The 12,153-nt window shown below is 60.5% G+C and carries 11 protein-coding genes and 1 tRNA gene; 3 read left to right on the top strand and 9 right to left on the bottom strand.

Annotated elements, in window-relative coordinates:
• Nucleotides 1-56 precede the first annotated feature (56 nt).
• Complete coding sequence (locus EPN33_00840; protein TAN24344.1) at nucleotides 57-812, top strand: hypothetical protein; 756 nt, start codon at nucleotides 57-59, stop codon at nucleotides 810-812.
• Between the two features lie 142 nt (nucleotides 813-954).
• Here EPN33_00840 and EPN33_00835 read toward each other — a convergent pair whose 3' ends face one another.
• From EPN33_00835 to EPN33_00825, 3 genes are read right to left on the bottom strand one after another with little or no spacing between them, the layout of a single operon-like run.
• A complete protein-coding gene (locus EPN33_00835; GenBank protein ID TAN24343.1) occupies nucleotides 955-1,767 on the bottom strand; it encodes a hypothetical protein in 813 nt (270 codons plus the stop codon).
• Nucleotides 1,768-2,334 carry a hypothetical protein gene (locus EPN33_00830; protein TAN24342.1) on the bottom strand — a complete coding sequence of 189 codons (567 nt, stop codon included), beginning with the start codon at nucleotides 2,332-2,334 and terminating at the stop codon, nucleotides 1,768-1,770. It abuts the gene before it with no gap.
• An 18-nt stretch (nucleotides 2,335-2,352) separates the two neighbouring features.
• Nucleotides 2,353-2,724 (bottom strand): hypothetical protein, encoded by a 372-nt coding sequence (locus tag EPN33_00825; GenBank protein ID TAN24341.1) that lies wholly within the window; start codon nucleotides 2,722-2,724, stop codon nucleotides 2,353-2,355.
• Nucleotides 2,725-2,802: 78 nt separating this feature from the next.
• Between EPN33_00825 and EPN33_00820 the strand changes: the two genes are divergently transcribed.
• Nucleotides 2,803-5,763 carry a DEAD/DEAH box helicase gene (locus tag EPN33_00820; GenBank protein TAN24340.1) on the top strand — a complete coding sequence of 987 codons (2,961 nt, stop codon included), beginning with the start codon at nucleotides 2,803-2,805 and terminating at the stop codon, nucleotides 5,761-5,763.
• Between the two features lie 216 nt (nucleotides 5,764-5,979).
• Here EPN33_00820 and EPN33_00815 read toward each other — a convergent pair.
• Nucleotides 5,980-6,056 (bottom strand) — tRNA-Pro (locus EPN33_00815).
• Nucleotides 6,057-6,082: 26 nt separating this feature from the next.
• Nucleotides 6,083-6,619, bottom strand: coding sequence for a DinB family protein (locus tag EPN33_00810; GenBank protein ID TAN24339.1), 537 nt, complete (start codon nucleotides 6,617-6,619; stop codon nucleotides 6,083-6,085).
• Between the two features lie 68 nt (nucleotides 6,620-6,687).
• Here EPN33_00810 and EPN33_00805 point away from each other — a divergent pair, with 68 nt between their 5' ends.
• Nucleotides 6,688-7,296 carry a peptidylprolyl isomerase gene (locus EPN33_00805; GenBank protein TAN24720.1) on the top strand — a complete coding sequence of 203 codons (609 nt, stop codon included), beginning with the start codon at nucleotides 6,688-6,690 and terminating at the stop codon, nucleotides 7,294-7,296.
• 222 nt (nucleotides 7,297-7,518) lie between these two features.
• Here EPN33_00805 and EPN33_00800 read toward each other — a convergent pair whose 3' ends face one another.
• The 4 genes from EPN33_00800 to EPN33_00785 form a co-directional block, all read right to left on the bottom strand.
• Entirely contained in the window at nucleotides 7,519-7,887 is a 369-nt protein-coding gene (locus EPN33_00800) for a hypothetical protein (protein ID TAN24338.1), read from the bottom strand.
• Nucleotides 7,888-8,088: 201 nt separating this feature from the next.
• A complete protein-coding gene (locus EPN33_00795; protein TAN24337.1) occupies nucleotides 8,089-10,551 on the bottom strand; it encodes a sensor domain-containing diguanylate cyclase in 2,463 nt (820 codons plus the stop codon).
• Between the two features lie 25 nt (nucleotides 10,552-10,576).
• Nucleotides 10,577-11,191, bottom strand: coding sequence for a MaoC family dehydratase (locus tag EPN33_00790; GenBank protein TAN24336.1), 615 nt, complete (start codon nucleotides 11,189-11,191; stop codon nucleotides 10,577-10,579).
• Nucleotides 11,181-12,149, bottom strand: coding sequence for a CoA ester lyase (locus EPN33_00785; GenBank protein ID TAN24335.1), 969 nt, complete (start codon nucleotides 12,147-12,149; stop codon nucleotides 11,181-11,183). The genes EPN33_00790 and EPN33_00785 overlap by 11 nt, the downstream gene beginning before the upstream one ends.
• Nucleotides 12,150-12,153: the final 4 nt, after the last annotated feature.

Here is a 12,153-nt window from a genome sequence, read left to right as displayed (position 1 = left end):
CGCCTGCATTTCGGCGGCGGCGGTGGCGCGGGTTGGTACAGCGCTGGTAGCCGAAGATGAGAAACGAATTCGTCATACCCGACGGAAACGAAGCGCTTCGCGGCGACATCCCAGTCGTCGTTGAGCTCATTGAACGCACGGCGCTCTGGGTGAACCCCGAGACCTTTCGTCGCTTGCCGGTCTGGGCGCCTTACATGGCTCGCGGACGTTCGCTTTACAACGCGGAGTGGAATCGCCGTTACACAAACACGCGAAAGGCTACCGGCGTCACCGCCGAAAAAGTCGAAGGGAATGTCGCGGCACTCAAGGCATTACAGGCCGCGCTCGGCGTGACGAATCCAAGGCCCAAAAATTGGACGGTCTGCCACATCTGGGGATACGACGATTCCTCGTACGCTCAGCGGAGCGAGGTTGTCCAGGACCCACGCTATTATTCATGCCTTGCAAACATGATCTGGTTGCCGACGCCGCTAAAGGGCTTCACGGACGCCCTCCCGGAAGTCAAAGACATGCTGCGCGTCTGCGCTTTTCAATTGTATGGATGGGCCTGCGATCACCCGGCAGTTGCGGAAAAATCTGCCAGGGTGCGATCCGGCTGGGTTCCCGATGGATATCCAAGGACCTGGCCAGCGCCCGAGCGGCCCAACGTTCTGCCCCAGGGGACTGCTCCTCTCACGGGTTGCATTGAGGAGAAGATCGCAAAGCAGAAACAACGAATAAAGAACCTCATCGAGGATCGCGGACTCAAACATTTTCCGCGCGACGAAGTTTTAGAAGTGCTGAAGTTCTGGGGCGTTCAACTCGACCACTAACGCCCTGAACGTTTTGAAGCGGGGTGCACGGCGCCTCGAAGGTAGCATCGTAGCCGCCAATTGAATTCACAGCCAGCTACAGAACATATATCGAGTCGCGATTGTCGAAAGCGGGCATTGTTCCCTCGAGCGACGGCCATCTTCAGCGTGACCGCTTTTTGTGGCGCGTCTTCTTGCTAGTGGCCGGCTGCGCCTTGAGTATCCGTTCATCGACTTCCGCAACGCCCAGAGATGAAATATGCGCTCGCTTCTGCTCCTGGTCGTACTCGACTAGCCGATTCTTGTGGAGGCGCTTGAGGACATCGCGGCCGTAGACCGCAGGATTGCTGTGCTCTACCCACTGAAGTAGGTCAGCTTCCGACACCCAACCGGGCTCGCCATAGAGCAAAACAAGAGTCTGGTCAGTCTTGCTCATCTTTGGGCTGAGAACCCGCTTTTTGTCGCCCACTTCCCAAACAAGCGGATGCTTCCGCTCGACGAGCGCGTTGACGGTCTCTTGCGCCTCGCCAGTATCAACTTGATGAAACACTCGGACGAGCTCAGCCATGATCCAGCTCGCCGTGCCGAACACAAAGGTAGCGTCCATGAAATTCGGATCAACATCGCCACCGACGTGACCAACGCCACGGTTATTGCGGACTTCGTAAAGAGCAGGCAATGCGCGGGGAATCAGAATTCGGAGGCTGCGATCACCAACGGGCAGCGGAGTTCCCGAGATGCTTTCCAGATTTCTGCAGGCTTGAGGCATGTTCGATGGCTTCGATGGCTTGGTCGGAAAGGCACCCTTGAGTGCACCCTCGATGATCGTGTAAACGACTTCGCATAGCTTGCCGCCGTTCAGCTCGGACGGCTCCCACCTCCGATTCGCGTAATTCGCCGCGATCTCCTCGTAGCTTTTGAGCAACGGCTCGCGCAAGCCAGATGGAATCCCTGCAAATACCTTCGCCCTTTCCATTTATCCCTCTGTCTTGGCGATGGTCTTCACCAACTCCGCAGCGCGCCGCAACCCAGGGGTCGTCAGGGTCCACCCCTTCGCCTTGGTTCCTGTAAATTCATTGCCGTGGTTTTTCAAATAGGCGGCATGGTTTGCGGTGTTGTGGCAGCCCAGCTTCTTGCACAGCTCGACTGCATCCTTCTCCGTGAACTTTGTTTCGCCGGAAACAAGGAATGCGGCAAGCCCCGCGAGAATGTAGGCGTTAAAAGTCTGTTCTTTGGCGCTCTTCCCTTGCGCCTCGCCAATGAACTGCGCCGCATCGTCCTCAAGGTGGAACGTCTCTGCGATTTGCGCAGAAGTCAACTGGTTCTGCTTCATCCAACTCTTTACGCGAAGCCCAAGCTCGCCGGGACCAGAGCCACCCCAATCATCTTCGGCATCAGAACCGCCAGTCGATGCCGAGACGGCTTCATCGAGCAATGCAAGAGCTGACCTCAATACCTTCTTCCGATCGTCGGAAGAAAGCGGCTCCAACGTGTCTACGATCTTCGTGACAACATCGGTCAATTTCATTTGCTTTTTTGCCATCTGCGCTCCGATTGTGGGCTATTTTCCATAGACCCACTTTCCATCGACCTTTTTTCTTCCAAGCAGCCTGCGCTGAACGAGACCCAAAACGACGCCCGACAGCGTGGTCAAGGGATACAGATAACCCTTCTCTTCGAGAGCCTTTGAAATGTCGCCGAGGCCGCGCGGCTTTTCAAAAAATCCCTCTTCCTTGAGATCAACGACGAGGTCCGAAGCGGCAGCTCGCTTTTTCTGATCCTTCTTTGTGGCCTGCTCCTTGCCAATTGCCGCTTTAGCGTGGCCCGCGGTGGCGCTCCGCTCGAGCATTGTGAGAATGCTCGACACCTCACTTTCAGTACCTTCGATCGTGATCAACGCGCCCTTATTTGATTTGATTGTCGCTTTCGCCATAGTCCTACTATTTGATGGTATTGGCTATTATCGTCGTGCACTGCTGCGGTGTCAAGGTGTGCCACCAGGCGTAGCTGGATGCTCCGTAGGCAAAGGAAAATTGGGATCTGTATCGCACCATGCAGCCATATTTCATCTGCTGCCGGAGGTTGCTCGAGGATGATGACCGCTGCCCATCATGTGCCCATCATGGCCTATCAACGCCATAATGCCGTATTCCGTGCACTACAATCTAGAATGCGAGCAAGCTGCAGTCAGTTTTCGGACAAGCAATTCCGAAGGCCGCACGGTGCAGGACTCACAAGGCGCATGCATGTGAAAGGCCAAGAAGCAGCATCAAGAGACGATTTCCCTGCACGGCTTGACGGCTGGGCTCGAGAGTTCCTCGTCGCGTGGGGAATCACGTCGCTTACCGACATTCAGCGCGAAGCTGTCGAAGCGGGAATTCTTGATGAGAAGAGTATGGTCGTGTGCTCGCCGACCTCCTCCGGCAAGACACTTGTAGCGGAGATGGCATTGCTGGCCGCGATTCGACGGGGTCACAGGGCTGTATACCTCGTCTCTCACCGAGCGCTTGCGGAGCAGAAGTTTGCCGACTTTGATTCACGGCTTGGCGAAAAGGCTGCGAGGCCAATTGCGTCCGTCGGCCTGAGCACTGGCGACAGGTCTGACGGCGCAGCAAATGCTCAGGTGCTCGTCGCGACCTACGAGAAAGCGCTCGGCCTCCTTCTGACCGGCGAAATCCGGCCTGCGGGCTCTCTGATCGTAGCTGACGAACTTCAAATCATCGGCGAAGAAAAGCGAGGCCCCGATATTGAAGTGTTATGTACCGTCTTGCGCCAACGTGCTCCTGCGCAGTTCGTGGCGCTGACGGCAACAATCTCGAATCCCGAGGAACTGGCTGAATGGTTAGGCTGTGACGTCATTCGAAGCACGGAACGAGTCGTCCCATTGCACCAGGAAATTTGGATGGGTACTCGCCGCTGGTGTGCAACGTTTGGTGAAGCTGACGTTCGGGAAATAGCTGCTGGCCCGGCGCTGCGAGACACATTCGCCGTAGTTCGCAGCATTCTTGCTTCGGGACGCGGACCCATTCTTGTGTTCACCGAGACTCGCCGAGAGTCTACCGATTTCGCGAGGGAGTTTGCTGAATCGCGGCAAGTAACCGCAGCTGGCGTTGCGGTGGCGGAACAGTTGGATCTTTTCACAGAGCCTACGGATTCTTCGGCATTGCTGCGCACTGGCGCCGAACGCAGAGTCGCGTTCCATTCAGCCGATCTTTCCTCCCATGAGCGCCAGATCATCGAAGATGGCTTTAAGAAGAACCACTTTGAGGTTTGCTTTGCGACGTCGACACTTGCCGCAGGAGTCAATTTCCCGTTCCGAACGGTCGTTTTTCCGAAAATAACATATCAGCATCGCGATGGTCGCCTCTCAAGAACCGACTACCGTAACATGTCCGGGCGTGCCGGCCGACTTGGGATTCACGTGGATGGCTATGCGGTGCTCCTCCCTACGAATGCTGTGGAGCTCGAGCACGCAAAGGTACTTGTTCGGCCTGAAGACGACAACATCGTTTCGCAGCTTGGGAATATCAGTATCCGTAAGACCCTGCTTTCGATATTCGCATCGCGAATCGTTCAGACGGCGGCAGATGCGATTGCATTTTTTGAGTCCACACTCCTCTATTCACAGCGCACACCGGGGAGATTCACAAGTCTACCGGGAATGATCGACAAGGCGGTGAGATGGCTCATTGATCACCAGCTGGTTGTGGATCGCGGCGGCGGAGCGGTTTCAGCTACACCGTTGGGCAAAGCGGTGGCACAGTCGGGACTGCAGCCAGACAGCGCCATTACGTTCGTAAATATTCTGCGTGCGTCTGCAGCCGAGCTTGAGCGCTCTTTTGATGATCGAAGCGACGGGCTCATTTATGTCGCATGCGCTTGTCAGGAGTTTCAGGGAGAATTGGCGACACGGTTCCTTCCGTTTCCACGCCGAACCTTGTACGATTCGGTCGGGTTTTGGCACCACGCAGCACCGTGGGCGACGATTGACGACACTGATACTAAGCTCGCGCAGTGTGCTCACGCGATACAACTTTTCAAAGAGGGCATTCCGGAAAAGCAGATCAGTCAGGCGACTGCAGTCTCGGCCGGTAACATTCATCGCTTGGCGGGCGATGTTGCATGGGTGCTAGATGGCGTTCACAAGATATCCTGCGCGCCCGAGCTCCGATGCCTTCAAGGGGTAAGCAATCAGATCGCGGCGTTGGCTCGTCGGGTCCGTTGGGGGGCGCCTGCCGAGGCGTTGGACGTCATTCGAGTTTCTGAACGCCACCGTGTCCCGGGATTGGGGCGGCAGCGGGCAATGGCGCTGCTGTCTGCAGGCATCGAGACCTTTCACAAGGTACTCGAGGCTCCTATTGATCTCCTTGCCCGTTTGCTTCAGAGCGCACAACGTGCAAACGCCCTCGTGGAGGCGATATGCGGCACGGACGGGCTCGGCACAAATCGCCTTCAGGCTCAACATCAGCATGTGGCCGAGAAGATGGGCATGGGTGCCCTCGTTGACGAATGCAACCGCGCGACTGGAACTGCATACGAAGAAGCGGTCATCGCCCTTATGCGCCGGGCAACGGATTGGACCGTTGACCAACTTGACGACGGTAGTCGGCGGAATGTGCCGGACATCATGATTCGGCACCTAGAATTCAGGATTCTGCTCGAATGCAAGACAAGCACTCGCAACCCGGCGCTGGTCAAGAAGGAGGATGCTTGGGCGGTGATGCAGAAGGCTGCCGATTACGAGGCTGCGTTCTGCCGCGTAACGTTGGGGAAACCTGCTTTCGACGAGTCGTCAAAGAAAAAGGCTGCGGGCGCAAGAGACATCACCCTTATTGAGCATGCGGCGTTCATCGAAGGGATCTTGCGGGTTGTATCGGGCAACCTGCCTCCCACAGATTTTCTCGCGTGGGCTATAACGCCAGGTGTCGCCGATCTTGAAAGGCTTGGCGGCACACCGACGCATTCCCTATAGGCTTCACGGTGCAGCGCCTCAATCTCTTACACCAAACATGAAGTGCGGGCGCTACGCTGTCGAGCTCACCAGCGCTCCCCAACTTCACTGCGACGTTTGATCGCGGTACCAGGGAATTCTGCGAATGGTTGAGCCTGAAGGCTTCCACAGCTACAAAATCATCTACAGCGGCTTTTGCGGGCAGGGCAGCGGAACGCCGCAACCTTTATGGAATGTTGGTCGGGGCGAGAGGATTTGAACCTCCGACCCCCTGGTCCCGAACCAGGTGCTCTACCAGGCTGAGCCACGCCCCGACGCCGGACTTAATTATAGCAAGCGGTCAGGCGCTACATCCGCGCATTTGGCCAAGGTGGCGCAGGGTGTGGTAGGCCGTCACGCGCAGCACCTGAAAGCCGTTCAGCAGGCCCAGCGCCGGGTGCTCGAACGTGTATTGCTTGAAGGGCACGCCCGGCTGCTGCGCCAGCGCAATCGTCTGCGCCCGCGCTGCTTGAAACGCGGCCAGCGATTCGGCCGGTGCCGCCTTCCCCGTTGGATGCAACCGTTCGGGCGCCATCACGCGCTCGGTAACCTGGGCCACTTCCGGGGCCACGGCATCCTTGGCGGTGGTGTGCGCCTCCCAATCGGGGTCCGCCGGGCCGGCCAGTATGGCCTCCATGCGTTTTTGGATGCCGCGCTCGACGATCAGCAGATGCTCCAGAATGCCTGCCTGCGTCCAGCGGCCGGGACCATCGCTGCGCGCCCAATCGGTGGGCGAAAGCGCGGCGCAGTGCGCGACCAGCTCGTCGCGTGAGCGCTCCAGCAGCCGGACAGTTTCGTGGGTTTCCTCAAGCGTGGGGATCGCACTGGTGCCTGTCATTCCTCGATGATGCCATAATGTGCACCATGAAAAAGTTCGGCGCTTCGCTCGCGTTCGCCCTGACGCTAATGTTGTCCGGCTGCTTCCTGCAGCCGCAACATGCGCTCTTGCATGTGCCGCAGTCCGAGCACGCCGCGCCCGCTCTCTACACCGTCACCTTCCGCACCACCCGCGGGGCGTTTGTGGTCGAAGTGCATCGCGCCTGGGCTCCGCGCGGCGCCGACCGCTTCTACTACCTCGCGCGGCACGGCTTCTATGATGACTGCGCGTTTTTTCGCGTGGTGCCGAAGTTCGTGGTGCAGTGGGGCATCAGCCCCGAGCCTAAAATTGCCGCCGTCTGGAACAACGCCAATATCCCCGACGATCCCGTGACCCAGAGCAACACGCGCGGCATGATTACTTACGCCACCGGCGGCCCCAACACCCGCACCACGCAGGTCTACATCAACTACGGCAATAACGCGCGGCTCGACAAAATGGGCTTTGCCCCGTTCGGCAAAGTGATCTCCGGCATGGATGTCGTCGATGCCCTCTATGCCGGCTACGGTGACGGCCCACCGCGCGGCCACGGCCCTAATCAGGACAAGATCACCCAGCAGGGCGCTGCTTACCTGCGCAAGGATTTTCCGCTGCTGGACCGCATCCTCTCGACCCAGGTTGCGACGGTTCGGCGGTGAATGGATTGTCCTAAAGCAGTTTTAGCGTCGGTGTACCCTGCTCCGGCGGAGTACGTGCGGCTTTTCCTGTTGTCAAAGCCGCATGCGGTATGGTTGACACGGGCTACAGCGATGCTAAAACTGCTTTAAGCGAAGCCGGGGCGTAGGGGCCCCCGGCGCAGCGGGCTGTCGGCCGTAGAGAGCGGGCCGCGCGGCGCAGCCGCGCTGGGTGCCCGCGATTAATTAGCGCCCGCGGGCGCGGCGGTTCACGGGGCGGTTGGACGGCTGAAGGTCACGGTTGACCCGCCAGGTGGTCTCAAAGCTCAACGAGGCGTTGCGTTCTTTGGCCAGCGCCAGCGCATCCAGCTTGCAAAAGCGCACCGGTCCCGGCAGCGGGCTATTATCGCGCACCAGTGTATAGACAATGACCTGATCGTCCAACTCGATGCGGCAGCCCCAGTTGCGGCATTGGCTATTCGCCAGGACCTGGTTGGCGCGCTTCAGCCCCGATTCCAGCTCATCGACCGGCACGGACTCGGTAATAGTGTCCACTACGCCTTCTTCGTTCGCATGACGATGGTGGATGGCGATGGTGTGCTGCTTGCGTTCCATGCACTCCTAGTTTAGCAGGTTGCTGGTCTGAACGGTACTTTCCCCTGCCCGGCTGGCCGAATCCTGCGGTCAAGTGGCACGGCCACCTCTTATTGGAGCCGCCCTCCCGCTGCCACCCCAAGCCGCGTGCGGCTTGGGGGCCCCGGCGATGGTCGGGCTGTGGCCCAGCGTCGCCCCCCTGTACCGGACGCCGGCTGGCGATCAGGGCGTCTCCAAGTTGCCGCGTTCGGCAAATTGCCGCCAAGTGTTCTTGCCGCTGCGCTTCGCCATGTAGAGGGCGGCATCGGCCTGCTGCACCAGTTCTTCCAGATCACAGGCTTCGCCACGGTAGTAGGTCAGGCCGATGCTGGTGGAGATCCGGACCTGGTGACTACCGATGTGGATGGGATCCTCGAGCGCGGCGAAGATGGCCGCCACTACGCGCTCGGCATCCTGCGTGCTTTCCATGTTTTCCAGCAGGATGGCGAACTCATCGCCTCCCGGCCGCGCCACCGTATCCGCGCTGCGCACCGAGCGCTGCAGCCGCGCGGCAAATGCCTGCAGGATGCGGTCACCGAAGGTATGGCCGTAAGTATCGTTGATGTCCTTGAAATAATCTATATCCAGGTAAAGCACGGCCAGCAGCGCCTGCCGCCGCAGCCGGCGCGAGCTGGCCATGGCGTGTGCCAGCCGCTTGCGAAACGCGTCCCGGTTGGCCAGACCGGTGAGCGCGTCGGTCTGCGCCATCACCCGCAGCCGGTCCTCCTCCCATTTGCGCTCGCTGATGTCGCGGAGGGTGACGGCCACGCCGTCGCCGAGCGGAACCGCCTGCAAATACAGCCATTGGGGTCCGTTTGCGGTCTTGCGGCCAGGCACGGCGAATTCCTCTACCCAATGCTGGCGGCGCATCACCACCGCTTGCAATTTCGACAGCACATCGCCGGTAGCTTGCAACTGTGGCACCGACGCCAGGCCCAGGATTTCTCCGCGCCCAGGCTCGATTCCGGCAAACGTCTCGCCGGGCTGATTGGCGTAAATCAGGCGGAAGTTCGAAATCCCGCCGGTAACCGCGGAGCGCACCGTTTCAAAGATATAGAACGGATCCATGCCGCTCTCCGCCGCCGCGCGGAAGCGGGCCTCACTGCTGGCGACCTGATTCCGGCTGGCTACCAGCGCGCTCACCACCGGCTGCACCCTCCAGCGCAGCAGTTGAATGCCGAGTACCGCCAGCAGCAGCAACACCGGTCCCAGAATGTTGATCTCATCGCGTATGGGAGCGTACAGTTCCTGAGTGTCCATTTTTACCATCAGCGCGAGTCCCATGCCGGGCACGGGTGCATAGGCGGCCAGCACGCGTACGCCCCGATAATCGATTGTGTCCACGATGCCCGCCTTGCCGGCGAGAGCGAGTGCCATCGGATGCGCCGACCCATCGCCGCTATCGCTATCCGGCCGTTGATACGGCTGCTGGCGGAGACGGGTCGGAAAACACGCAAGCGTGGCGCTGTCGAGCGAGGGCAGCCCGCAGAGTGCCACTTCGCCGCTGGAACCAAATGCCGCGCTCTCCATCCCGATGGTTCCCAGTAGCGGGCGCGGCTGTTCAATCACCACCGTGCCTAACACCTGGTTCTGCTGGTTCGGCGCCATCACCGGCAGGCGCTGGCGCAGAAAGAACTCCCCCTCCCAGAGCAGCTTGGCCGGGGAACTCAGCGGCAGCGGCACGCTTGCCTCCGGACTTTGCACCGGCGTCCCATACTCCCACAGCTTCCGCTGACCGCGATACACCGTTACCGAGCTGAAGTCCTGCGGCGGTCGAAGCCGCGCCATGGCGCCGTTCGGATGCTGCACCGCTGCCACCAGGGCTGCATCCTGCGCGTACGCCCGGCCCCGTGCCACAGCTTCCTGAATCAGCAGCCGCACATAGTTGATGCGTTCGTCGCGCCGCAGCGTAAGGTTATCCATCGCGCCGCGCTCGGCCAGACGCCGCATCATCAGCAGGCCGCTGAAGGCCGCGACCGCCAGCACCACCACCAGCGCCAGCGTGGCCGCTGAAAGAATGCGGCTGGCCTGTTCATAGCCCGCCGCCGGGCGGTTCCAGCGGCAGTCACGACAGGCTAGCCACAGCGCCAAGCCCAGCAGAAGCATGCCGAGGCCGCTGAGCTGCGCCGGACGCGTGAGGGCATGGAACTCATAAATCAGGTCGAGCCGCAGATATGGCGTCAGCACGCTCGCAATGCCGATGGCCACCACCAGCCAGGTCAACCAGCGCAATACCCAGGCGCTGCGCCGGGGCGCCCACAGCAGCAGCAATACGGCCACGCCCAGCAACAGAAAGCCGATATTGACCAGCAGCGATATCCGGTCCGGTACTACCCCAGGCCCTTGCAGCCAGAGGTAGTTCTCCGCCAGCTTCAGCCGCAGGTTCAACCCGAAGGCGATCTCCAGCAGCATTTCCAGGTTCAGCGCCAGCAGCAGCAGGGCGAAGATCGTTCGCCAGCGCTTGACGAACAGCAGTGCCAGCGCGCCCAAAATCAAGCTGATGGCGCTGCCGGGGACAATGGTCGCGTTGTGCCAGGGCTGCAACTGCGCCAGCACCGTCGACCGCATCGCGTAGCCCACGAGCACCAGTGTGCCCAGCACGCCCGCCGACACCGCCATCCACTCGGACGCAGACCGCAGTCTCATGTTGTAAAAGATGATGCAGCTTCGCTTACCGGCTCGCCGATGTTGCAATTACCGGCTGCGGGATGCGGGGCGCGTGACCGCGCTTGTACACCAGAATCGTGCGCCGGTAGGTGAGTACAACCGTCCCATCCTGCTTGTAGCCAATCGTCTTGATTTCAACCAGCCCCTGATGCGGCCGTGATTTGGACTCCCGCTTGCTCAACACTTCCGTTCGGGCGTAAATCGTATCGCCTTCAAATACCGGTGCAGGCAGCCGCACTTCATCCCAGCCCAAATTGACCGCATTGCGCGAAACGTCGTTGACCGAAAGGCCCACCACCAGGGCCAGCGTGAAACAGGAATTCACCAGCGGCCGCTTGAATTCAGTCTGGGCTGCGTAATAGGTATCAAAATGGATAGGGTTGGTGTTCGCCGTCAGCAGTGTAAACCAGGTGTTGTCGGTCTGGCTGACCGTACGGCCCAATGGGTGGCGCAAGATCGCGCCCACTTCAAAATCCTCATAGCAGCGCCCCGCGCTGGCTTCGATTGGCGCGGGCCCCTGCGCGGCTTCACCGCGCGTCCCGCTTGTGCTCGCACTGGGCTGGGGGCCCCCGAGCCCCAGCCCGGTGCTGCGCGCATCGTGCTTATCGTTATCGGGCATGACTTTCCTTTCCTGAGACTGCATCCGCTTCGCGGCAGCGTTTTGCCCGCGCGGCTACGACTTGCGCCAGCCGCAGGTTCGCGGCGTCAATCATCTCGCCATCGAGGCTCGCCGCTCCGCGCCCCTCGGCCGCCGCAGCCTCATACGCCGCCACCACGCGTGCCGCGTGCGCCGCCGCTTCCGGTTTGGGGGTAAAGATGCTCCGGGCGATGGGGATTTGCGCGGGGTGAATGAGCTGCTTGCCGTCAAAGCCCATGGCCAGCGCAATCCGGCAGGAGAGATTAAAGCCCGGTTCGTCCTTGAAGGCCGCGTACGGTCCGTCAATCGCCCGCAAGGCGACGCCACGCAGATTGCCGCGGGCCGCGCCCACAATGGCGGCCATGGGCGCATGGAAGCGGTGGCCGGGGTAGAGGGCGTCGTGCTCGTCGAAATCGCCGATGCCGCTCGACGGTATCCCCATCGAGGCGGCAAAGTCGCCCGGCCCGAAAATCAATGCTTCGAGGCGCCGCGAGGCTGCGGCGATTTCGCGGCAGTACATGAATCCGCGCGCCGTCTCAATCTGGGCTTCAATCCCGATGCGCCGCGCCCAACCTTTACTCTGCTCGATCTGCGTCAACAGCCGGTCCACAAACTCAATGTCCCCGGCCGAGCCGGCTTTCGGAAGCATCACCAAATCGAGCCGGTCGCCGGCTGCTTCGACCACCTCAATCAGGTCGCGATAGGCGAACGGGGTGTCGAGTCCATTGATGCGGAACATCCGGATCCGCCGTCCAAAGTCGAGCTCGCGCAGCGCCCGGATGACATTCGCGCGGCTTGCGGCTTTCTGCTCCGCCGGCACGGCGTCTTCCAGATCGATGCAGACCGCATCGGCCTCCGAGGCCGCGGCCTTTTCAATGCGGTGCCAGTTTGTCGCCGGTACAAACAGCGCCGTTCGTTCCAGCCGTTCCGGGATGCCCATACAG

It is taken from the genome of Acidobacteriota bacterium, from assembly GCA_004299485.1.
GTDB lineage: Bacteria > Acidobacteriota > Terriglobia > Terriglobales > SCQP01 > SCQP01.
This window is presented reverse-complemented; position numbering and strand designations above follow the sequence as displayed.